The organism is Epilithonimonas xixisoli (genome assembly GCF_004365655.1).
Lineage (GTDB): Bacteria > Bacteroidota > Bacteroidia > Flavobacteriales > Weeksellaceae > Epilithonimonas > Epilithonimonas xixisoli.
On the sequence record NZ_SOEO01000003.1, the window covers coordinates 258263 to 282963 of the forward strand.

Here is a 24701-nt window from a genome sequence, read left to right on the forward strand (position 1 = left end):
ATTTTTTTGTGGCTGGAAAAGCACAGGCAAAAAAATAGCGGGAGTGGAAGGCGGATGAGGCGCCCTAATAAAATTACTTCTTCACGCGAGTTGGCGTTTTCGGCTTGTTCTTTTCTTCGAGCTTCTTGCGTTCAGCATCGGCTCGTTCGAAGAGAGAATTATCTGATTCGTAAACGATTTCGGGATAGTTGGGTGTGTCGAGGAAAATATCGCCCCATTTCTGAGGCCGATCTTTGGTATTCCAATTGAAATCCTTGAAAAAACGTTCGTCTTTTGAAACTTTACTCATCGGATAGATGTCGGAATTGGCTCCTACATTGCAATCGACCTGCTCCAAGCGGCGTTCTATGAAATGCGCTACAATCTCTCCGCAAGTGGAAAGCGCCACGCCAATTCTGGTGACTTCTTTCGTTTTTTCATTGGTGTCATCAGCATAAGTGATGGCTTGTGCATTGCCGACAGCTTTTGCAATGTCAATCGAATTATCCTTGAGATAAACAATCATATTCTTGCTTTTGATTTGATTGAATTCATCTTTCAAATTCAAAGAATCTGCTTTGCTGATTGCGAATGCGTTGCCCAAAACGCGGATGGAATCTGTAATCTCTTTTTCGGGATCGCTGTAGATTCGGATTTCGTCGCCAGTGATTTGTTTTGCACCCATCCAAAGCATTGGTTTGCGCATCAGGTGCATCTCGCCATCGGTCTCGTTGAAACTAAGAGAATCTGCGCGGCCTTGCATATTGGGTTTGAAAATTCTTACTTTTCTGAAAGCTCTCACGAAGCTTTTTTTCTTGAGTGCGTTTGCCGAATCTGGTTTTTGAAAACTCAGGAATTTGTCCGCCGACATATAGACGGAATCTTTGCTGAGAACCTTGACCAAATAAGGTTTGTCCGTCACCATTGCAGAATCTTTTTTCTCGTAGATTTCGCCGTAACCACCTTTGATGTAGCGTTTTTCTTTTGGATCGTCTAAGGTCACATTTCCGGTTCCTTTTCCAAAGCCTGTATTTCTGTTGAAGTAAAGTTTGTCACCCGTCAGAACTTTTTCGTTGTAATGGATTCTGGAATTTTTGTTGAGGAAAGATTCGTTGGTTTTGGAATTATGCGTTCCTAATTCTGTGTAAACGTAATTTCTTGGATTGTCTTTGGCTCGAATGGTTGTTGGACCAAAGAAGTCTGAAACGCCGGTGTTTTGATTGGTTTTGATATTATCGCTGACAATGGTGTATTTATCAGTTTCGATATTGGAACGTCCAATGAAATCGATCATTTTAGTATTGAGATGATAGGTCGCTGTTTTGGTGTACATCACGCTTCCGTCATTGCTATAAATCGTTCCGCCGGTGTTGAAATAAGCGGTGTTTGGGATTTTGTCGTAATAAAGTGTTTCTGTTTTGATGGTTTGCTTTGGATCGGTAAGCACGACGTTTCTTTTGGCAATTCCACGTTCTGTGTTGCCATCGTATTCCATTTCTTCTGCAGTGATTTTGCTTCCGTCGGTCGTGGTGAGAACCACATTTCCGATAGCTTTCAGGAAGTTTTCTTTTTGATAAAAAACCACTTCGTCTGCTGTGAGAATAGAACCTTGCTGCTCGAACATCACATTTCCAGAAAAAACAGGATTGCCTTCGTATTTGTCCGCTTTGACTCCAAAATTATCAGAATGCTTGTGCTGAACTTTCTTCGAAGCTTCTTTCTTAGGATTTGGATTATTAAAAAAAGGATCTTTTACCAAACCGGGATTTTGGGTAGGCGTTACCTGTCCAAATAGTTTGATAACAATGAAAAATAGAATTAGAAAAAAGGATTTCTTCATTAATTTTCAGACTTCTTGTGTCCGTAAAAATACAGAGAGTGCGTATCAATACTCACGCCAAATGCCTTCTCGATAGAGTCTTTGATGCCTTGGATTCTTGGATCGCAAAACTCGATAATCTCTTCGATTTCTTTGTCAGAATCTTGTTTGTAAATCACCAAATGATCGTGTTGCTTATCAAAATAAGATTTCTCGTAAGAAGATGTACTCAATGTTTTTTCTCCGAACTGGTGCTTTCTGATCAAGCCTGCATCCAGGAAAATCTCAATTGTGTTGTAGATTGTAGCCTTGCTCACGTGGTATTTTTTCTGCATCATCAGAAGATAGAGATCGTCCACGTTGAAGTGATGTTCCATATTGTAGATTTCTTCCAAAATGGTGTAGCGTTCCGGCGTGTTCCGGAAACCTTTATCCATAAGGTATTGTCTTAGAACATCTTTTATAGTTGCGATATTCAACTCTTTTTGTTTCGTATCCATCTTACAAAATTAGCGATTTTTTTTCTGATTAATCAAAATGCTTGCCTTCGAGTCTTTCTATCTTCTCAGTTTTGATTTTCTGATCGAGTAGTGGTGCAGATTCCACCACCACATTGTGGCTGGCAACACCGTATGCAGTGAAATCATTACTTCCTAATTTCTTCACAAAATTGTAGATATTAAGAATAATCTTATCTCGAATTGTCAATAAGAAATCATTGATATAAACATTATCAATAATCACAAATTTAAGATCCGGCGGAATATTGTGAGCACGCAAAGACGGATGGGAACTTCTGGCTGGGATGGTGCCTTCTTCCATCATATCTGTCAATACTTGCTGGAAATAATCATTGATTCTTCTGTCTCGTTTAAATCCTAAAAGAAAACTGATTTTGTAAATCGTTCCAGGCAAAACTTCTTCTACATTGTATTTGAAACTATAAGGATCTTCTTGATTGACGATATTTAAAATGAAATAATGATCCGCTCTTTTAGGCTGAGCTCTGATAATTGAATAAATAATCTTCGATTCCACTTCGTCTTCTCTTTTTGCACGGCTGATGAAGGCAAGATTGGTCGCGTATTTTGGAATCGTCTCATCCAGTTTCATATCCTTGATGGTCGAAATATATTTCTCAAGTTTTACAAATTTGATAAATGTTGTCTTGATGATTCTACCATTGTACCAAGCGTACATACAGATTCCGATGAAGCCGGCAAGAAGAACAGACATCCAACCGCCATCCATAAATTTGATGATATTGGCACTGAAAAATCCTCCTTCGATACTAATATAAATAACGGCGAAAATTCCGATAAAGACTTTTTTAGTTCGTGATTTTAGGAACCAGAAAATCAAAAGAATCGTTGTCATCAGCATCGTTACAGTGATGGAAAGTCCGTAAGCGGCCTCCATTTTACTTGATTCTTTGAAGAATAAAACCACTACAAAACAAAGTAACAATAATCCCCAGTTGATTTTAGGAATATACATTTGACCTTTGATTCCCGATGGATATTCGATTTCCTGATTTGGCCAAAAGTTGAGTGACATTGCTTCGGAAAACATCGTAAAAGCGCCTGTAATTACCGCTTGACTGGCGATGATTGCTGCCATTGTTGCGAGAACCACGGCTGGGATAATAAACCATTCAGGCATAATTCCGAAGAAAGGATTCTTTCCTTGGAACACTTCATTGTAATTATTAAGAAGCCAAGCGCCTTGTCCTAAGTAGTTCAGAATCAGCATTATTTTTACGAAAATCCAACTCACTCGGATATTCTTGATGCCGCAATGTCCAAGATCAGAATATAAGGCTTCTGCACCAGTCGTACAAAGAAAAACGGCGCCCAAAATCACAATCGCACTTGGAGAATTGTAGATTAATTTGACTGCGTAATAAGGATTGAAAGCCTTCAAGACCATCGGGTGATCTATCAAATGAACCAATCCGAAACCTCCTAAAACCAAAAACCAAATGACCATAATTGGTCCGAAAAATTTACCAATGAAACTGGTTCCAAACTGCTGAACGAAAAAGATGATGACCAAAATAACCAATGTTATCGGGACAATCGGCGGTTTATGCATTACGAGTTCCAGACCTTCTATGGCAGAAATCACAGTCATAGATGGGGTGATGATGCTGTCTGCCACGAGAGTTGCCGCACCAATGATTGCAATAATGTAGAGCCACTTTTTCTTAAATCGTTTGACGAGAGAGTACAGAGAAAGTATGCCGCCTTCGCCTTTGTTATCAGCTTTAAGCGCGATGATAACATATTTGATAGTCGTCTGCAAAGTCAGGGTCCAAATGATGCAAGACAATGCACCTTCAATATATTCTTCGGAGATAATGCCGCCAGCTTTTCCAGCGTTGATGATGGCTTTCATTACGTACAACGGCGATGTTCCGATGTCTCCGAAAACGATTCCTAATGAAACTAAAACGCCAACTGCGGAAAGTTTTTTCAGGTCAAAATGACCACTACTATCTTGCGACATAATTAATTATTCTAAAAAATAATTTTGCAAATTTAGATTATTTTACAATCTGAAAATTTTTTTTAATGAAAATGTAATATAGGAAGCTGAAATATTTTGGGTTTTAAAATTATTGAATTGATAATCAGTTGGTTAATTTGTTTCTGAAAGTCTGATTAACTTTAAATTTTACAAATATTTGATGAAACTCCAGAATTTTCTTTTTTTGAGATAGTTTAAGTTTTGGTCATTGTCATAAGCTTCTCTTTCAAAGCTGATATTGCGGTAAGCGCGTTCTGGATTTTTGTATTTTAAATATTTGATATAATATTCTGACAAGTACCAAATGTAAAATGGAATGATGAGCAATTCCAATTGCTGACGAATGTGGATTTTTTCGTGATTGATGAGAATCTTGTTTTGTCTGTATTCTTTTTTCTTCAGCAAAATAAACGGGAAAAGTGTAATCCCCGAAATTTTAGTATTTTTGAGTAATCTTTGACAGACGATGATAATCATTGTTTAGATGTGAGATATTTAGAAGTTAGATTTTAAATGTTCATTTGTTGTTTTAAAATGATATTTGGAACAGCGAATCTGCAACCCGACTTGAACGGAGCTCATTTTTTTGTGGCTGGAATTTAGCGATGGCAAAAAATAGCGGGAGTGGAAGGCGGAAATAGTTGCCATAAAAATTTAACTTATTAATCTATCAAAGATAAATATTTTGGTACAGTTTTTTAACTTATGAAACTAAATGACATCAAAGAAAATGAGGACTTTTATTATAACGAGCAAGGTTATAAGGTTTTCACAGAAAAATTCCACCTGAAACGTGGCTATTGCTGTAAAAGTGGATGCAGACATTGCCCGTATGGCTATGATAAAAAGACGGATACATTTATTAAAAAATCAAAAAATTAAATAAAATGAAAAAATATTTCTTCATATTACTAGCAGCGGTTTCTTTGGGAGTGACTTCTTGTAGCCCTTTCCAAGTGAAATCAGATTATTCTGCCACGGCAAATTTTGCGAATTATAAAACTTATTTGCTGAGAACAGACGATTTGAAACTGAATGACCTCGACAAAGACAGAGTTTTGAATGAATTGTCTAAACAATTGCAATCCAAAGCTTTAACTTCTGGTCAAAATCCGGATTTGATTGTGAATGTAAAAGCATCGCACAAAAAAGTTCAAGACATTACGACTTCTATGGGAGGCGGAATGGGCTGGGGTTGGGGACGACCTTGGGGCTGGGGCGGTGGCTTCGGAATGGGAAATACCTGGACGAACAATTACAACAGCGGAACCATAGTGATTGACATCGTGGATGCGAAAACACAAAAGTTGGTTTGGCAGGGAATCGGAAGCGGACTTTCTGTAGATTCTCCAAAGTCTAAACAAAAACAAATCCCGCAAGTTGTGGCTGAGATAATGGCGAATTATCCGCCCCAGAAAGGGAAATAGTTTTAAATATATCTCGCAGATTTTACAGATTTCGCAGATGAATATTTCAAAAATCTGCCTAATTTACAAAATCTGCGAGAAGCATAGAAACCGCTATCATTAGCGGTTTTTTTATTCTGATATTTTTGTAATCATCAGTTCTTTTGCTTCTTTCAAGACTTCTGATTTTTTATTTTGATTAAGATTCAAAACGTCTAGCAAATTTTGGTTATTGAATAATTCCTTTACCAGAACACATTTTTTCTCCAATAATTTCTGCTTTTGTTTTCCATCCAAAGTCGTGAGGCAAGTGATTGGATAAAGCGCATTTTGGTCAACTAGATTTTTAATCGACTTGTTTTTCGGGAAATCCCAGGACAGCAATCTCAGTCCATAATATTCTGAAAAAGCCACAGAATCCTTGGTGAAATAAGTATTCGTAATCAGCCAACCGTCGGTAAATTTGGTTTGAGTTTCAAATAAATTATAATCGATTCCAGAGATGTCTTTGATTCTCGACAAAACGTACATCGGCGTTGTGACGGATATTTTTGTGTCTTCCGCATTTCGGAATTTGCATTCTACCCAATAAGTTTTCTCATCTTTTTTAGCGATGACATCTGCTTCGTGCGTTACCGAATGTCCTTTTATCAATTGTCCGGTTTCCGTTTTGTAACCAATATTTTGAAACACTCTCGAAATCCATTGCTCAAAATAAAATCCTGCAGGTCCCAATTCCAGCAACGCTTTTTTCAAACTGTACCGCGCCGCGACAGAATTCGATATTTTCTTCAATTCCTCAAAAGCCATTCTGTACAATTCGCCGGTTGTGATGCCTTCAAAACATTTCGGCAAAACCGTTTCCAAGACTTTTCTCACAGACTGTTCGTCCGCTCCCGAATTCCTAAGTGAGTTTTCCAGTTTCGAGATTTCAAATTCTACCGTTTCGCCAGCGTTGTTTTTGATTTTCATAATTGTGCTTTTATGTCTTTATTCTTTACTCTTTTTTCTTGTGTCTTTATTGCTCTACAAACCAGATTTCAAATCTACTTCCTTTTTCCAAAGGTTTATAATTAAGATAACCTTTATGCGCCTCAATAATGCTTTTGCTCAAAGTTAAACCAATTCCGGAACCGCTGATTCTTGTAGTGAAGAATGGAAGGAAAATTTTGTCCTTAATTTCATTTGAGATTCCAATTCCGTTGTCTTCTACGCTTAAAAGAATTCGTTTGTTAAAGGTTTTAATTTCAGTTTTAATAATTCTTTCTGAATAATTGTCTGCAACTGCGTAAATCGCGTTCAGATAAAGATTAATCAGACATCTTTCAATCATTTTCTGGTCAGCAAAGATTACTTGGTTTTCTAACGAATTGATAATTTTAATTTGATTTTTATCGAATTCCGGTTTGAGGAAATTAAGCGCAGATTCCACGATATTTGTTAGAGAAATAGTTTTGAAAACCGGCTTTGGAAGTTCGGCAACTTGGCGATAATCATCCACGAAATTCAGTAATTGTTTCGATTTTGAATTGATAATCATCAAACTTTCCTTCATTTCTTCTTGGTCTTCTTTTTCAACAATTTCCTGATTGGCAATATATTCAAGATTTTGAATTAAGCTATTGACCGGCGTTAAAGTATTCAGAAGTTCGTGAGAAATGACTTTCATCAAATTATTCCAAGCCAGTTTTTCTTTTTGTTCAATGATTTTCTGAACGGATTCCAAACTGATGATGCAGAAACGATTTTTCACATTCTGTACTTTTTTTGTTCGAAGAGAAAAGGATTGTTTCAAATTTTCATTAATCGAAATATCGAAAAATTCCTGCGAGTTTTCGTAATTGGTTTGCTCAATGATTTTATAAAATTCTGATGTTTTAGCTTCGTATAAATCCCAAGAATTATATTTTGGAATCTGAAGAATTTCCAAGAAAATTGGATTCACATAAAAAACTTCCCATTGATTATTTTTTTCTGACAGAATCATCAATCCGATTTCTAATTGATTCAAGATTTCCTCATACAAAAGTTTGTACGAAGACAACGAAAGATGCTCTTCTTTGCTTTGATAATAGAGTTTTACAGCATTATCGACCAAGCTGTTTTCTTCGGTTTTCGGAAACAATGAAAAATCTTTTTTCTGAATCGCCAAAAGTAATTTTTCCGTTTTTTGAATATAAGATAAAGCGGAAGTCTGCGCCAAAATGATGCATCCAATCGTTATCATCGTGAACAAAGCGAAATTAATCCACTTGTTCTGAGAATAAAAATCAAATGCAAAAATCCCACAGACGATTGCCAGCAGAATAAATATAATCCAGAATATTTTTTGTTTATTCATTTTATTTTTGTTGGATGCTGGATGAAGGATGTTTGATGTCTTGCAATTCGGAAATTATTTTAAAATATAATATAAAAAACATCCATCATCAAACACCCAGCTTTATAAACTAAATTTTTCCATTCTTCTGTAAAGCGCTGCTCGAGATAATCCCAAATCTTCCGCCGCTAAAGAAATATTTCCACGGTGTTTTTTCAAAGCTTTTTTGATGAGGATTTCTTCCATTTCTTCAATGTTCAAATTGACAATTGTTTTCTCGGATTCTTCATCTTGAGGCATCAGCAATTTAAGATTTTTTTCGTTGGAAAGAATCACGCTTCTTTCGATGCAATGGTCTAGCTCGCGGATATTTCCCGGCCAGGAATAATGCGTTAATTCCGAAATTAAATTTTCATTTAAAATCAAGTCAGGTTTATGATATTTCTGTTTGTATTTATCCAAAAAATAATCAGCTAAATTTGAAATATCTTCCAAACGTTCTCTCAGACTCGGAATATTTAATTCAACGGTATTGATTCTATAATATAAATCTTTTCGGAAACGATTTTCGGAAACACCTTTTTTAAGATTTTCATTGGTCGCAAAAATAAATCTCACATCCAACAATCTTTCTTTGCTTTCCCCGATTCTAGACAATTTTCTATTTTGAATCAAACTCAATAATTTGGTCTGAAGATGAAGTGGAAGATTCCCTATTTCATCAAGGAAAACAGTTCCGTTTTCTGCATTTTCGATTTTTCCTGCGTAATCTTGATGCGCATCTGTGAATGCTCCTTTCTTGTAACCGAACAATTCGGATTCAAAAAGATTTTCAGAAAGACTTCCTAAGTCGATATGAACAAATGGCTGATTTTTCCTTTCTGACAATTCGTGAATATGTTCCGCTAAAACATATTTTCCAGTTCCGTTTTCTCCCAAAAGCAAGACATTTGCATCAGTCGGGGCAACTCGTTCAATTTGACCCATTACTTCCTGCATCGCGGGAGATTTTGTTTCTAATTGATATTGATTGGTTTTGATGCTGATATTTTCCCACTGATTCAGTTTTTTGTTTTTTCGGGAAATATCGACGGCGAGATTCACAGAAGCGTATAATTTTTCGTTATTCCAAGGTTTCAGAATAAAATCTGACGCGCCGTTTTTTAAAGCTTCAACCGCCAATTCTACTTCGCCGTAAGCGGTCATCAGGATAATTGGAAGCTGTGGTTCCAACGTTTTGATTTCATTCATCCAATACAATCCGTCTTGCCCGCTCTCAAAACCTTTCCGAAAATTCATATCGAGAAGAACCGTATCAACTTGTTGCTCCGCTAAAAACTTCAGAATATTCTTCGGCTGGCTGAGACAGCTGACTTCTGTAAAAAATTTCTTAAGCCAAACTCTCGCCGAAAATAAAATATCCTCGTCGTCATCTACAATTAAAATATGAGCTTCTTTTTTTCGCATTTTTGAATTTAAAATTAAGGCTTCGACTCCGCTCAGCCTGACAACTATTAACTATCAACTAAAATTGTCCGTTTCCGCACAAAAAGTGTTCGATAATGAACAGTTTTAAAATTAATAAATTGAAGTTTAATCACATTTTCAGAGCGTTACAGAATTATAAATCTCTGGCATTTGCATTGTGTAATTATCTGTAAGCAAATTAGTTATCTAAAATATGGATACGAAAATAGTAAAAAAGAAATCTAAACTAAAATTAATATCAATTATCATTGTTTCTGCATTGGCAGTTTCTGTTTTTGGATGGTATTTCCTGAATCAGAAAAAAACTTATAATGTAAAGTCGGAAGATATCACGATTGATGAAGTGACCAATGGGAAATTCGAAGATATGTTGATGGTAACTGCGCAGACGCAATCTCTTAATTCTTCTCTTGTGAATGTTTTGGAAGGTGGTGCTGTGAAAGAAATTTTTGCGGAAGACGGACAAATATTGACGAAAGGACAACCAATCGCAAGAGTTTACAATCCGAATACGGAATTCAATTATCTGAATCAGGAAACGGGAATTATGCAACAAATCAGCCAGATGAGAAGTTCACTTTTAGAACTGAAAAATCAGGAATTCAATCTGGATAAGGAATTGCTTCAGTCTCAAAATGATTACAATACTGCGTTGCAGACTTTTAATCTTCAAAAAAGACTGTACGATGCGGAAATCGGAAAGAAAACTGATTATGATATTGCACTTCAGAATTTGAATTATCAAAAAGACAGAAAACAAATTGTAGAAAAAGGAGCTTCGAATGAGAAACTTTCTAGAAATTCTCAGTTTTCAGCAATCAATAATTCCATTAATCAAATGGAAAAAAGCTTGAATATTCTTCGTTCCAACAAAAATAATTTCCTGATAATGTCGCCGGCCTCGGGAAGATTGTCGTCATTCAATATTTCTCTCGGACAAAATTTGACAAGCGGAGAAAGCATCGGGAAAATCGATTTGATGGACGGTTACAAGTTGGTTGCAAAAGTCGATGAATATTACATTAATAAATTAACCAACGGAATCAAAGGAACGCTTGACAACAACGGAAAAGAATATGAAGTCATCATCACGAAAATTCTTCCTGAAGTGAAAGACGGACAGTTTTCTGTGGAACTGAATTTCATTGATGCGAAAATCGAAAACCTGAAAATTGGGATGACTTTCGGAGTGAAACTGAAATTGTCTGCCGATACGCAAAGTATGATGATTCCGAAAGGTAATTTCTACAAAGACACGAACGGAAAATGGATTTTTGTAGTGAAAAATAACAAAGCTGAAAAACGAAACATCAGTTTGGGAAGAGAAAATCCTCTTTATTATGAAGTGACTTCTGGACTGAAACAAGGCGAATCTGTGATTACTTCAGATTATTCTGAATTGAAAAAATACGAAATGCTTGAAATTCAAAAATAACAGCCAGAGATTGATTATTAAATAAAACTAAAAAAAATATAACAATGCAAAAACTATTATTACTATTAATAACAATGATTGTCGGCCTTTTTGTGACTTCAACAACGTTGAAAGGAAATGATTTTTCGAATGTGATTCAGAAATCAGAAACTAAAACTTTTAATTTGAGTTCTTTTCAATGCTGTGAAAACTTCTCAGGCGATTGAAGTGGAAATTGTAAAGTCAGACGAAGAAAAAGCGGTTGCGACAAGTACGCATTTGTCAGAACTTAAAATCGAAGTGAAAAATAAAACTCTTTATGTGCAATATAAACCGAATGTTTCTCTTCAGAATGCCGATACAAAAGTGGTTGTGTACGCAAAAGACCTTATAAAAGCAGAAGCTGGAAACGCATCTTTTATAAAATTGAAAAGTGTTTTTGAAAATGCTGAACAAACTTTTGAAAGTAACGGAAGCGGGAAAATTTATGCAGATTCAAAAGCTTCGGCTGTTAATATTAATACAAATAGTGCAGGCGGATTTTCAGGAAAAATCAATACAAAAAACCTGAAGGTGAATGCTAATTCTGCTAGTGTTGTGAAAATGAGTGGTTCTGCTGATAATGCGGAAATCAATGTAGACAGCGCAAGTTCTTTGGATGCAAAAAATATGAATATTCAAACCGCAAAAGCAACTGCAAGAGCAACATCATCAATTATTTTAAGTATTTCCAAAGAGTTGACAGCTTCTGCAAGTTCATTAGGTGAAATCAGATATAAAACTTTATCTGGAATCAGGTTTTCTGCTAGCAGAAGTTCCGGTGGAACAATCGATTCAATTTAAAATAAAACTATTCTTTCAAAAAACTCAGATTTTAAATGATGACCTTGAAGATGATTTATAAAAGCGTATTGACCCTGTTGATGTTTTTATTTGCTGTGAATCTGAAATCTCAATCAAAAGTTGATGTGGAATTCAGTCCTAATATTTCGACTTATTCCATTGTTGAATATTTGGTTGCAAAAGAGCAGGGAAGACTTTTCTATATTGATGGAAAAACAGACATTAGTTATCTTCCGTTAGCAGATTTGGCCAATAAGGAAATGGAGAAATATGATAATTCTAAAATCATAAAAGCGATGCAGGATTATCTGAAAATTGCAGGTCAACAACAGGATTTGTCTTATCAGGCTTTATTGAAACATAATATTTTTCCCGCAACAGGATTCGCTTTCCCAATTGAAGAAAATGATATTGCCAAGAAAGAAGCTGGGGAGAAATTTGCAGAACAGTTGAGGGAATTTTACATCGAAAGAAATTTAGGGAAATTCTTCAAAGACCAAAGCTATTTTATAGAAGGAGCAAAGAACGAGGTCAGAAAAAATATTCCTGCTTCTTATATGTCGAAAATGGAAAAATATTATGGAGCGAAGTTTTTGGCGTACAGATTTTACGTTAATCCATTTGATGTTTTGCCTTACAGCGAGGTTTTCTGGCACGGCAACGGACCGATGTTCAAGTCTGACAAAGGACAAATCGCGAATATGATTAGCAGTGCGTATGTTCCGTTGAAAAAGAAAAATAATCTCAAAGATTACACAGAATTTGGATTCAATCATCCTGAGACGACCAATTTTTTAATTACGCACGAATTTGGACATTCCTTCGTCAATCAATATTTAGGTCAATACGAATCTAAAATTAATCAAAGTAATAACCTGATGTCTGAAGCTTTTATTGGGAAAATGGACGGACAAGGTTACTCTTATTGGCCGTCTTGTGTGGGCGAACATATCGTAAGAACGGGAGAAATCAGAATTGCTTTGACTAATGGAAATCCTCAGTTGGCTGAAAAATTAAGAAAACAACACATCCAAGAAAATTCTTTTGTTCTCATTCCAGACTTCGAAAAGAAAATGGAAGAGTATGAAAACAACAGAAAAAAATATAAAACATTTAAAGAATTTGTTCCTGAGTTGTTAACTGTTTTAGATGAGACAAGTGTAGAAAAAGTAAGAGAAAAATTGGGTTTGCCTAATGAAAAATACCAGATTACTTTGACGCTTACTGTTCCTGAAAATAGTGGAGATGTTTATATCACAGGAAATCAATCTGCCATCGGTTCTTGGAATCCTCAGAAAATTAAACTCTATAAAACCAACGAAACTACCAGACAAATTACTTTCGATACTTATCCTGATTTGAGATTTAAATTAACTAAAGGAAGTTGGCAGACAGAAGGAATTATTGACGGAATCGAAGAAGGTAAAGATGTAGCCTTATCAATTGATAAAAACACGAGTCTGAATTACACCATTAAAAACTGGAAACAATAATTAACAAATCTAAAAAATATACAACAATGATAAACATTCAAAACCTTTCAAAAATCTATAAAACTGAAGATGTTCAAACCAACGCTTTGAACAATGTAAGCCTCAACATCAAAGATGGCGAATTTGTAGCGATAATGGGGCCTTCAGGTTGTGGGAAATCGACTTTTCTTAATATTCTTGGTTTGCTGGACAGCGCTTCTTCAGGTTCTTATCAGTTTGAATCAACGGAAACCATCGGAACTTCTGAGAAGAAAAAATCAGACATCAGAAAGAAAAATATCGGTTTCATTTTCCAGAATTTTAATTTGATTGATGAACTTACGGTTTATGAAAACATCGAATTGCCATTGATTTACAACGGTGTTTCTTCCTCAGAAAGAAAAAGACGAGTGGAGGAAATTATGGAGAAAATCAACATTGCGCACAGAGCAAAACATTATCCACAGCAACTTTCCGGAGGTCAACAGCAGAGAGCGGCGGTTGCAAGAGCGTTGGTCACGAGACCAAAACTAATTCTTGCTGATGAGCCAACTGGAAATCTTGATAGTTCCAACGGAAATGAGGTGATGAATCTCTTGGCAGAACTGCACAGAGAAGGTTCTACAATCGCAATGGTAACGCACTCTTCTTACGATGCAGGTTACGCTTCCAGAATCGTGAATATGAAAGATGGCGAGATTTTTAGTGAAGAACATTCTTCTCAAAGAAAAGATGTTTTCGAAAAAGCAGACGCAAAAAATTTCGAATAATTGTTAAATAAAGGATGTCTGATGATTGGATGTGGGATGAATAATTTCCGACATCCAGCATCCTTCCTGCAACAAAAAAATAAATTATGCTAAACAACTGGCTCAAAATTGCCTTCATCAATTATAAAAAGAATTGGCTTTCCACAATCATCAATCTGTTTGGATTGACAATCGGATTGACAGGATTTATGCTCATCCTGATGCATTGGAATGACGAAGAATCTTACGAAAAATGGAATCCAAAGAAGGAAAATATCTACGCTTTCCAAACTCATAACAAAGCAGAAAATACTTATGGAAATAATATTTCTGTTCCAATGGCGGAGCGCGCTGTGAAAGTGATTCCGGAGGTTAAGGATTTCGTTTTGTTCAATGGTTCCGGAATGGGATATAAAATGACCACAAAAACCAAAACTGTTTATCAGGGAGATGGAATGTCTGTTTCTGAAAGTTTCTTCAATTTCTTCCCATTCAAATTGGTTTCCGGAAGTTATAAAGATGCTTTGAAAGGCGATAAAGTTATTGCTCTTTCCACAAAAGCGGCCAAAAACCTTTTTGGAAAAACCAATGTTGCGGGAGAAACTGTGAAATTCGATAATGGAAGTTTTGTAGTAACCGCGGTTTATGAATTGCCAAAAGAAAACAGCCAGATAAAACCGGAGTTTATCATTTCGCCATTTGAGCAGATGAAAAATGACAAAGAACAATGGGGAAATTTCAATTACGGATGTTTCTTTTTGCTTAAACCGGGAACAGATGTGGAAGCTTTGCAACAGAAATTCTACGACAATATCTTTTTATACAGAGCAAAAATAAATGCGCAAGGAGCAGGAGTAACTCCAGTGAAATATTTGGAATTGTACGGACCGACAGGAAGTTTGTTCACACCAATTGATGAGATAAAATTGCACGCCAAAGCATCGTGGTTTGGAACTGGAGATTTCAAAACGATGATGATTCTATTCACACTTTCGGTTTTGATTGTTGTTTTGTCAGCCATTAATTTTATTAATTTAAAGACAGCTCAGGCCTCTCAAAGAGCTAAAGAAATAGGTGTCAGAAAAGCGATTGGAAGCACAAAATCAAATTTAGTTCTTCAGTTTTTGTTGGAAACTTTTGTGATTTGTTTTGCATCGTATCTTTTGTCTTTAGCTTTAACAGAATTGCTTTTGCCAAGCTTCAACAAGTTTTACGACAAAGAAATAGTGATGAATGATTGGCATATTTACTATTATTCATTTGCAATGGTTTTGGCTGTTACATTGATTTCGGGATTGATTCCGGCAACTTATTTAGCCAACTTCAAAGCGATAGAAACCTTGAAAGGAAATTTCGCCATAAGTAAACACGGAATATGGCTGAGAAATGGAATTTTGACCTTGCAATTGATTATTTCATCCTTCTTCATTATTGGTGGATTGATTGTTAACAGTCAAGTAAAGCATATGATGGACAAAGACCTTGGCTTTAGTGGAAAGCAAGTTTTGTTGATTAATTTCAGTGAGAATGATGCAAAACCTTGGTTGAAGTACGAACGCATCAAAAACGAGATGAAAAAAATCGAAGGTGTTGCCGATGTTTCTTATGGAGAAGCGGCTCCCGGAAGTAATAGATACAGTAATTCTAATATGGATTATATGGACAAAAGTATCTTCGCTCAGCACGGTTCTATGGATTACAACTACCTCCAGTTTATGGATGTCAAACTGAAAAAAGGACGCTGGTTAAATCCAAATCTCGCTTCTGATACTATCGCTAATGTTTTGGTCAATGAGGCTTTTGTTAGAAAATTTGGATGGACAGATGACCAGGCTTTTAAAAATGAAGTTCGTCCTGGATTTGATAATAAACCTTACCATATTGTAGGAATTGTAAAGGATTTCAATGTTTTCAATCCTCGTATAGATGTAGACCCAATCATATTTTTCCATTACAGAGAAACCGAATGGAAACGATACAATGTTTACAATATTCAGCTAAAATTAAAAGCAGATGATATCGATGGAACGGTAAAAAGAATCAAAAAATATTGGCAAAACAATGTAGAACCAGGTTATCCTTTTGATTATTATTTTGTGGATAAAAAATTTGCCGAGAGTTTTGTCAAATATCAAAAACAGCAGACACTTTTCACAATCCTGAATGCAATGGTTTTGATGGTAGCATTACTCGGATTATTCGCTTTGTCATCATTGATGATTGAGCAGAAACTGAAAGATGTTGCCATCAGAAAAACATTGGGCGCATCCGACAAAACTTTGATTGTTGGTTTGACAAAACAATTCCTCTGGATTACTTTGATAGCAGTTTTAATCAGTATTCCAATCAGTTATTATCTAATGAATGAATGGCTGAAAGATTTCGCTTACCGAATTGATATGCCGGTTTTCCCGTTCGTCCTCAGTCTGATTTTATTATTGATTTTAACATTCGCAGTGGTGAGCATCAAAGCCTACCAAGCCACAAAAGTGAATCTTGTGAAATATCTAAAATACGAGTAAAACGGGGAGGTTTGAAGAAGGGTGCTGGATGTTTTTTAACTCAGAAATTAAACTTCCATCTTCCCTCACCCAACTTCCCACCCAAAATCATTTATCAACTATCATTCATCAATTATGTTAAAAAACTGGCTCAAAATAGCATTCATCAACTACAGAAAAAACTGGCTTTCTACCATTATCAATATCTTGGGATTGAGCGTTGGTCTGTGCGTTTTTTTGTTGATATTCATCCATTGGCAAGATGAAAAATCTTATGAAGATTGGGTTCCGAATAAGGAGAATATATATTTGGTCGAGAATCATATTGATAGTTTTGGAGATATGTCGCAGTCCAGTTATCCTCAATTGTATGCTTCCAAAGAGAAGTTTCCAGAGATTGAAGATTATACGATTGCTAATATTTGGGATTGGTATAAAACAAGATTGATTGCAGGCGATAATTCTAGCTACTCTTCGATAGGACAAGTTTCTAGTCAGTTTTTTAAATTTTTCCCTTTTGAAACTGTTGCTGGTGATATTAATAATGCGATGAAAGATAAATCTCAAATTGCATTATCGGAAAAAACGGCGATACAATTATTCGGGGACGATTATAAAAATAGCATTGGGAAAACGGTAAAAAAAGACCAAAATGGTAATATTTACACAGTTTCTTTGATTTATAAATTGCCAGAGAAAAATTCGGTTTTCAAAGCAGATTATCTCATATTGGAAACTCAGCCCAAAGATAATGACCAATGGTTAAGCTATAGTTTTTTTGGTTTGTTTAAATTGAAGCCAGGAACAGATGTTCAGAAATTGGAAGCAAAATTGTCCAAACAACAAGCGGAACAAGAAGAGATTCTATCCAAAAAATGGGGTGCTCCATTTGATAAAAACAAACCTGCAAAAGTTTACCTGACTCCAATCACAAAAATAAAATTGGATGCAAAAGGCGATGGGATCTTAAAAGGAGATAAGAAATCTTTGAAGATATTATTGGGTTTATCAATTCTGATCCTGATGTTGACAGGCATCAATTTAATAAATCTGAAGACTGCACAATCTGCCCAAAGAGCAAAAGAAGTTGGCGTAAGAAAAGTGGTTGGTAGCTCCAAAACAAATTTAATTTTCCAGTTTTTAATAGAGACTTTTATCATTTGTTTGGTGGCTTATCTAGTTGCATTGGCTTTATTAGAATTGCTTTTACCATCTTATAACCAATATTTAGGCAAACAAATTAAACTTAACGACCCTGATGTTTTTATAGGTTCCGGTCTATTATTGATTGTATTTGCATTATTTGCAGGGATCATTCCATCTGTTTATTTATCGAATTTCAAACCTATCAATACTTTGAAAGGTAATTTCTCCCGAAGCAAACAAGGCGTTTGGCTGAGGAATTTTATTCTGACATTACAGCTTGTGATTTCATCATTTTTCATTATTTGCTCATTGATTATCCATTTGCAGGTAAAATTTATGATGAAGAAAGAGTTGGGTTTCAAAGGGAATCAAGTGATTCAAATCGATTTCAAAAAAACAAATTATAATGAGAAAGATTATGATGTCAAAAAGTACGAACTGCTTAGAAATGAAGTCAGAAAAATCCCAGGCGTTGTAGCAACTACAGGTTCTGTACAATCTCTGGGAATGGGATTACGTAATGCTTCCAGTGCAAAAAATGCTGCCGATACAACCAAAGTTGTGAACAATGTTGCATTGGGCGGAATGGAAGAAAATTATTTCAAATTCTATGATATGAAAATCGTTGCAGGACGTAACCTAGATTGGAGAAAAGCCTCAGATACTATTAATGGAACCGTCATTAATGAAACTTTTGCAAAGAAAATGGGATGGAGCAATCAGCAGGCAATTGGTAAAGAAATTCTGCCAGGTTGGGAAGATAAGAAGAAGTACAAAATTCTGGGCGTTGTAAAGGATTTCTATTATGGCGGAGTTGATAAACCAATAGAATCGGCTTCTTTTTATAACTACCAGAGAAACTGGTCAAAAAATAGTATGACCAATCTGCAAATAAAAATAGATGCAAACGATATCAACGGAACCTTGGAAAGAATCAAAGAATTCTGGACAACCAAAGCAGAACCGGGTTATCCTTATGATTACAATTTTGTAGATAAACAATTTGCTAAAACATTTGAGAAATTCCAGAAACAACAAACATTGTTCACAACTTTAAATATCGTGGTTTTGGTCATTGCATTGTTAGGATTATTTGCATTATCATCATTATTAATTGAACAAAAATTGAAAGACGTAGCCATCAAAAAAACTTTGGGAGCAGACGAAAGGACGATTGTCTGGGATTTGACCAAAAGATTTTTACTGATTTGTGTAATTGCGGTTTTCATCAGTATTCCATTTGGTTATTATGCGATGAACGAATGGCTGAAAGATTTCGCTTATAGGATTGATATGCCCGTTTGGCCTTACGTTTTGAGTATGATTTTGTTACTGATTTTAACATTCGCAGTCGTGAGTTTCAAAGCTTACCGAGCTACAAAAATTAACCTTGTCAAATATCTGAAATACGAGTAAAGCAGGAAGTTTGATGATGGAAGCTGGAGGTTTTTTTATATCATATTTAAAACATCCAGCTTCCATCATCCATCTTCCAACCAAAATTTCCACAATGAAAAAACTATTCTTCATATTCATCATCAATTTTTTCCCAGCGCAAGAAAGTTGGACGCTGAAACAATGTCTGGATTATGCGTCTGCCAATCATCCTTTGGTGAAGCAATCTGCCATCAACATTCAAAAAAATGACCGATTGATTTCTGCGTCCAAAGGAATGTTACTTCCGTCTGTGGATGCTGGGGTCAATCACAATTACAATTTTGGAAACGGGATTAATCCGCAGAATAACCAGCGCGAGGCCATCAACACGCAAACCGACAATCTCTACGCTCAAGCGAATTGGGAACTTTTGAATTGGCGAAATTATCTCAATATTTCTCTGTCCAAAATCAACAAAGAAACTTCTACGTTCCGAATGAAGCAAACGCAGAATGAGATTAAACTAAATGTCATTCAGATGTTTTTCACTTACCAAAACAGCAAAAGTTGGCTCGAGGTTTTGCAAACGCAATTAGCCGGAATTGAAGATCAAATCAAACGGACAGAAAAAGAAGTTGAAATTGGGAATCGGCCGAAAAGCGATATTTATGACATCAAAGCCAATCTCGGAACAATGCAGGAACAATGGGTTTCTGCGAAGAATCAAAGAGATCTTTCGAAGATTAATTTGCTTAATGCTTTAGCGATTACAAATGATACTTTAGATTTTACAATGACCGAAGAAAACCTTGCCATTTCAAATTTTAACGATGCTAATTTCATCCAAAATCTTCTCGAGAAAAATCCCGCTTATCAAACGACTTTGGCGGAAATCAAAGCGCAACAAAAAAGTGTGGATGTTGCAAAATCTGGTTATTTGCCAACCTTGAACGGTTCCTACACTTGGTCCAGTTTTTACAACAGGGTTTTGGGAGAACCAGCAATTAATTTTTCGGAACAAATTAAAATGAACAAAAATCAGCAATTAGGTTTCGGGCTCAATATTCCTATTTTCAATAAGTTACAAGTCAAAAACAATGTCGAGATTGCGAAATTGAACGTCATCAATTCCAATTACGACAAAGATATTGTGATTAATAATCTCACTCAAAGTATCAATTCCATCAAAACCCAATTTTTGAATGCGCAGGAAAAATACAATCTTCTGGAAGCCAACTTCGAAAACCAAAAACTATCTTTCCAAAAATCCGAAGAAAAATACAAGGAAGGCTTGATGGACGCGTACACATTCTTTGTTGTAAGAAATGGTTGGTTACAAGCAAATTACAATCTAATCAATAGTAAAAATGACGTTATCCAACAAACCGAATTACTAAAAGTTTTCGAAGCTGGATTTTAAAAAAAATACATTCACATTCCATATTATTTTCTCAAATCCTTCTGATGGCTCACACTTCGGAGGGATTTTTGTTTGAATAAATTTGGGCGCCTTTATCCGCCTTCCGTTCCCAATCTTTTTTGCTCACGATTTCTCAATAATTTAGAACCAAAGTCAAAGCAAAAAAGGATTTCCACTCAAGTCGGGGCGCGCTTCGCAAATTTGAAGATTTGTCTTTCAATCCAACGTTTCTCGTCCAATTCAAATCTGCAAAATCAGCTATATCTGCGAGAAAAATAAAATCTTTGATGAGCGAAGCGTCTTTGCGAATCTTAAAATATTTTCAATAATTTCAAAAAAACCTTTGCGCACTTTGCGTTTAAAACAACAATTCCAAAATTAAATCTCTAATAAGCGAAGCGCTTCGTAAACCTAAATTATTTTCTATAAATTCAAAAAACTTTGTGAACTTTGTGTTCAAGATCCCTCGTTTTTTCAATTTAAAAATCGCATTTTTGCAAGCCTTATTTCAAGCCAAGTCAGATGAAACTTTGTATAGCCGAAAAACCCAGCGTTGCCCGTGATATTGCCAAAGTTTTGGGTGCTACAACTCCCAAAAACGGTTATATGGAAGGAAACGGCTATTGCGTCACTTGGACTTTCGGACATCTTTGCACATTGAAAGAACCGCAGGATTACGCACCACATTTCAAATCCTGGGATTTAATTTTCTTGCCCATTATTCCAAAAAACTTCGGAATAAAATTGATTGATAACAATGGCGTCGAAAAACAATTCAACACGATAGCGAAATTGGTGGAGGAATGCGATGAAGTTATCAATTGTGGTGATGCTGGGCAAGAGGGAGAACTCATCCAGCGTTGGGTGTTGCAAAAGGCGAAATGCGACAAACCAATGAAACGCTTGTGGATTTCGTCTTTGACAGAAGATTCCATCAAAGAAGGTTTTGAAAATTTGAAACCTGCGGAAGATTACAAAAACTTGTATCAGGCTGGAAATGCAAGAGCAATCGGCGATTGGCTTTTGGGAATCAATGCCACGAGATTATTCACGAAAAAATTTGGAGGAAACAAAGCGGTTTTGTCAATCGGACGGGTTCAAACGCCGACTTTGGCAATGCTCGTTCAGCGTCAAAAAGAGATCGATGCGTTTTCTCAGGAAGAATATTGGGAACTTAAAACCAAGTATCGAGACGTCCTTTTTAGTGCATCAATCGACCGATTAAAAACTTTAGAAAAAGCAGAAAAAGGTTTAGAATATCTCAAGAAAAATCAATTCGAAATTGTCTCTTTTGAAATCAAAGAAGGAAAAGAAAAGAACCCAAGATTATTCGATTTGACGGGACTTCAGGTGGAAGCAAATAAGAAATTTGGATTCTCTGCGGAACATACACTTAATTATATCCAAAGTCTTTACGAGAAAAAACACACGACTTATCCAAGAGTAGATACGACTTACTTATCAGAAAATCTCTATCCAAAAATCGGTGGAATTCTGAAAAGTATGACGATTTATTCAGACTTGATTTCGCCTTTACTTTCTCAACCAATCCCGAAAACAAAAGCGGTTTTTGATGATACGAAAGTAACAGACCACCACGCGATTATTCCAACAGAAATTCCGCCTTCATCAAATTTGAGTCGTGAGGAGAAACTGATTTATGACCTTGTTGCCAAAAGATTCATCGCCGTTTTCTACCCCGAATGTAAGATTTCAAACACTTTGGTAGAAGGACAAGTTGGAACGATTCCGTTCAAAGCGTCGGGAAAACAAATCCTGGAACCAGGCTGGCGAGCGGTTTATGCCAAAGACAAAAAGGACGAATCTGAAAAAGAAAATAAAGACGAGGAACAAACAATCCCGGAATTTGTAGCCGGCGAAAAAGGCGACCACGCACCATTGATTCATCAGGGGAAAACTTCGCCACCAAAACCTTACACAGAAGCGACTTTGCTGAGAGCAATGGAAACCGCAGGGAAACAAGTGGAAGATGAGGAACTTCGCGAAATGCTCAAAAATAACGGAATCGGAAGACCATCAACCCGCGCCAACATCATCGAAACCTTATTCCGAAGAAAATACATCGAACGTAAAAAGAAAAACCTGGTTGCAACTTCTATTGGGATTGATTTGATTGACACCATCGAAGATGAAGTTCTCAAAAGTCCCGAACTCACGGGAGAATGGGAATCAAAACTTAGAAGAATCGAAAAAGGCGAGTACGAAGCCAACCAATTCAAAGACGAATTGATAGAAATGGTAACGGAATTGACAAGAAAAGTCATAAGCTCCAAAGGGAAAGTGATTAATTTTGAGGAAGAAAAACCGGCTCCACCAAAAGAAAAAGTACCAAGAGTAAAAACCGAAATCATCTGGACAGAAACCCAATGTCCAAAGTGCAAAGCCAACAATTTGATGAAAGGAAAAACCGCCATCGGATGTTCGGATTTCAAAGCTTGTGGTTTCAAAGTTTCATTCGAAATATTCGGAAAAAAACTGTCAGAAAAGCAACTTCAAGATTTGATTCTTAAAAGCAAAACTTCCAAACTGAAAGGTTTTACAGGAGGTCAGGAAGAAGGAATTTTGTTGATGAACGAAGATTTTTCAATCTCATTAAAATAGAAAAAACCCTTTCAGCTTCAATCTGAAAGGGTTTTGAAAATAACACCTTTAATAATTGTAAAAAATTATTTCACAACAATTGCTTTCTTCAGATTACTATCGATTTTATAATCTGTACTGTTATTGATTTTAACATTTTCGAAAACGATATTGTTGGCATTTTTCCCAACAATTCCTTTTTTACTCGTGATATTTACGTTTTTAAAGAATAGATTCTCAATCAGTTTCTCAGGAAGTCCACTGAAACTGAAAGCCGTTTCTGCCGAAGAACAATTGATATTGCTCACAAAAAAATCGTGGAAATAAGGCACTTTGTCTCCAGAATGTTGCGCCTCTTCGCTTTCTTTCGTGCTTCCAACCGGCGCGTCTGCGTAGAAAGTGTCAAAGAAAATGGCAGATTTCACAATGTTTTTCATTTCGATATTATCAATAAAAATCTGACTCACATCGCCACCTCTTCCAGAGTTGCTTTTTACACGGATTCCGATGTCCGTTCCGTCGAAAGTACAATTGGAAACAAATATATTTTTCATTCCGCCATCCGTATTACTTCCGATTACGAAACCTCCGTGACCCTCACCAACAGTACATTCTGCGATGATGACATTTTGCAAATTTGCTTCACCGTTTTTAGGTGTTCCGCTGGATTTCATACAAATCCCGTCGTCGCCGGCGTTCACTTTTGTGTTGTAAATAATCACATTTTTCGAAGCACTGATATCAATTCCGTCTCCATTTTGAGCCCATTTTGGATTATAAACAGTTGTGTTTCTGATGACAAGATTTGTAATTTGTTTCGGATTGATGACAAATTTCGGAGAGTTTCGGAACGTTGGTCCATCAATCAAAAGATTGGTCACTTTTGATAATGTGAACATCATAGGTCTCAAGAAATGGTGCAACTGCTGGTACATATCAATCGTCGCATTGGGCGTTTTTGTAATCACTTTTGCCAGTTGCTCACCATTTTTTGCCGACTCGCTTGGCCACCAGATTTTCCCATCGTCGCTCAGCGTGCTTCCTTTTTTCGCCAGCAATTCTTTCCATTGCGCATCCGTCGTTTTGAATTTCTTCACAGGACGCCAAGCTTCTCCGGCGCCGTCGAAAATCCCTTTTCCGGTGAAGGAAACGTCTTTCAAATTATTTCCCCAAATCGGAGCCGTCACTTCAAATTTCCCAGACGACGTTTCTCTCATTGGAAATTGCTTTACATCACTGCTGAATTGCACGATTGCGCCTTCCTCCACGTGAAAATCGATTTTACTTTTAAGCTCGATTGGACCCGTTAACCAAGTTCCAGCTGGGACAATCAATCTTCCGCCACCATTCGCGGAGATTGTTGTGATTGCTTTTTCGAAGACTCTTGTGTTCAAGGTTTTTCCATCAGCAACACCTCCAAAATCTTTGAAGTTGTAATCCTTTTCTGGAATATTAGGCAAAACCATTTGTCCAAATTTGAATGGCGCTTTGTCAATGTAATATTGGATGTCATTTTTCTGCGCAGAAATGAGTGTTGCAACAGAAAACGCAAGACCTATTAATAGTTTTTTCATTGTTTATTGATATGAATTCTTTTGATTAATTATAAATGTTTTAGTTAAGTCAGTTCATTAATT

19 protein-coding genes are annotated in these 24701 nt (G+C 36.2%); 11 read left to right on the forward strand and 8 right to left on the reverse strand.

The window, feature by feature from the left end; all coding sequences use genetic code 11:
- Positions 1–73 precede the first annotated feature (73 nt).
- From B0I22_RS13225 to B0I22_RS13240, 4 genes are all read right to left on the reverse strand, one after another.
- On the reverse strand, positions 74–1819 hold the full coding sequence (locus B0I22_RS13225; RefSeq protein ID WP_133945649.1) for an OstA-like protein: 1746 nt from the start codon (positions 1817–1819) through the stop codon (positions 74–76).
- Complete coding sequence (locus B0I22_RS13230) at positions 1819–2298, reverse strand: Fur family transcriptional regulator (RefSeq protein ID WP_133945650.1); 480 nt, start codon at positions 2296–2298, stop codon at positions 1819–1821. The genes B0I22_RS13225 and B0I22_RS13230 overlap by 1 nt, the downstream gene beginning before the upstream one ends.
- A gap of 28 nt (positions 2299–2326) precedes the next feature.
- Positions 2327–4306, reverse strand: coding sequence for a KUP/HAK/KT family potassium transporter (locus B0I22_RS13235; RefSeq protein WP_133945651.1), 1980 nt, complete (start codon positions 4304–4306; stop codon positions 2327–2329).
- A 168-nt stretch (positions 4307–4474) separates the two neighbouring features.
- Positions 4475–4801, reverse strand: coding sequence for a hypothetical protein (locus tag B0I22_RS13240; RefSeq protein ID WP_133946563.1), 327 nt, complete (start codon positions 4799–4801; stop codon positions 4475–4477).
- Between the two features lie 231 nt (positions 4802–5032).
- Between B0I22_RS13240 and B0I22_RS16170 the strand changes: the two genes are divergently transcribed.
- Both B0I22_RS16170 and B0I22_RS13245 read left to right on the forward strand, forming a co-directional pair.
- Entirely contained in the window at positions 5033–5209 is a 177-nt protein-coding gene (locus tag B0I22_RS16170; RefSeq protein ID WP_157966692.1) for a C1orf53 family protein, read from the forward strand.
- A gap of 5 nt (positions 5210–5214) precedes the next feature.
- On the forward strand, positions 5215–5754 hold the full coding sequence (locus B0I22_RS13245; protein ID WP_133945653.1) for a DUF4136 domain-containing protein: 540 nt from the start codon (positions 5215–5217) through the stop codon (positions 5752–5754).
- Positions 5755–5865: 111 nt separating this feature from the next.
- On the opposite strand, the gene B0I22_RS13250 is transcribed toward B0I22_RS13245, so the two are convergent.
- The 3 genes from B0I22_RS13250 to B0I22_RS13260 all read right to left on the reverse strand — a co-directional run bounded on the left by B0I22_RS13250 (position 5866) and on the right by B0I22_RS13260 (position 9520).
- Positions 5866–6705, reverse strand: coding sequence for a restriction endonuclease (locus tag B0I22_RS13250; protein ID WP_133945655.1), 840 nt, complete (start codon positions 6703–6705; stop codon positions 5866–5868).
- A gap of 46 nt (positions 6706–6751) precedes the next feature.
- On the reverse strand, positions 6752–8074 hold the full coding sequence (locus B0I22_RS13255; RefSeq protein ID WP_133945656.1) for a sensor histidine kinase: 1323 nt from the start codon (positions 8072–8074) through the stop codon (positions 6752–6754).
- Positions 8075–8176: 102 nt separating this feature from the next.
- Positions 8177–9520, reverse strand: a complete 1344-nt coding sequence (locus B0I22_RS13260) for a sigma-54-dependent transcriptional regulator (protein WP_133945658.1) — start codon at positions 9518–9520, stop codon at positions 8177–8179.
- Between the two features lie 214 nt (positions 9521–9734).
- On the opposite strand from B0I22_RS13260, the gene B0I22_RS13265 reads away from it, so the two are divergent.
- The 9 genes from B0I22_RS13265 (at position 9735) to B0I22_RS13300 (ending at position 23085) form a co-directional block, all read left to right on the forward strand.
- Positions 9735–10976 carry an efflux RND transporter periplasmic adaptor subunit gene (locus tag B0I22_RS13265; protein WP_133945659.1) on the forward strand — a complete coding sequence of 414 codons (1242 nt, stop codon included), beginning with the start codon at positions 9735–9737 and terminating at the stop codon, positions 10974–10976.
- Between the two features lie 44 nt (positions 10977–11020).
- The gene (locus tag B0I22_RS16175) at positions 11021–11182 is read left to right on the forward strand and encodes a hypothetical protein (protein WP_166668239.1); all 162 of its coding nucleotides are present in this window, start codon (positions 11021–11023) and stop codon (positions 11180–11182) included.
- Positions 11160–11798 carry a GIN domain-containing protein gene (locus tag B0I22_RS13270; RefSeq protein ID WP_133945661.1) on the forward strand — a complete coding sequence of 213 codons (639 nt, stop codon included), beginning with the start codon at positions 11160–11162 and terminating at the stop codon, positions 11796–11798. The genes B0I22_RS16175 and B0I22_RS13270 overlap by 23 nt, the downstream gene beginning before the upstream one ends.
- A gap of 50 nt (positions 11799–11848) precedes the next feature.
- The gene (locus B0I22_RS13275; RefSeq protein WP_166668240.1) at positions 11849–13291 is read left to right on the forward strand and encodes a DUF4932 domain-containing protein; all 1443 of its coding nucleotides are present in this window, start codon (positions 11849–11851) and stop codon (positions 13289–13291) included.
- A gap of 26 nt (positions 13292–13317) precedes the next feature.
- Positions 13318–14040, forward strand: coding sequence for an ABC transporter ATP-binding protein (locus B0I22_RS13280; RefSeq protein ID WP_133945664.1), 723 nt, complete (start codon positions 13318–13320; stop codon positions 14038–14040).
- 86 nt (positions 14041–14126) lie between these two features.
- Positions 14127–16541, forward strand: a complete 2415-nt coding sequence (locus B0I22_RS13285) for an ABC transporter permease (RefSeq protein ID WP_133945666.1) — start codon at positions 14127–14129, stop codon at positions 16539–16541.
- A gap of 114 nt (positions 16542–16655) precedes the next feature.
- Entirely contained in the window at positions 16656–19082 is a 2427-nt protein-coding gene (locus B0I22_RS13290; protein WP_133945667.1) for an ABC transporter permease, read from the forward strand.
- Between the two features lie 94 nt (positions 19083–19176).
- Positions 19177–20463 carry a TolC family protein gene (locus B0I22_RS13295; protein ID WP_133945669.1) on the forward strand — a complete coding sequence of 429 codons (1287 nt, stop codon included), beginning with the start codon at positions 19177–19179 and terminating at the stop codon, positions 20461–20463.
- Between the two features lie 522 nt (positions 20464–20985).
- Positions 20986–23085, forward strand: coding sequence for a type IA DNA topoisomerase (locus tag B0I22_RS13300; protein WP_133945670.1), 2100 nt, complete (start codon positions 20986–20988; stop codon positions 23083–23085).
- 65 nt (positions 23086–23150) lie between these two features.
- On the opposite strand, the gene B0I22_RS13305 is transcribed toward B0I22_RS13300, so the two are convergent.
- Entirely contained in the window at positions 23151–24638 is a 1488-nt protein-coding gene (locus B0I22_RS13305; protein ID WP_133945672.1) for a glycoside hydrolase family 28 protein, read from the reverse strand.
- Positions 24639–24701 lie beyond the last annotated feature (63 nt).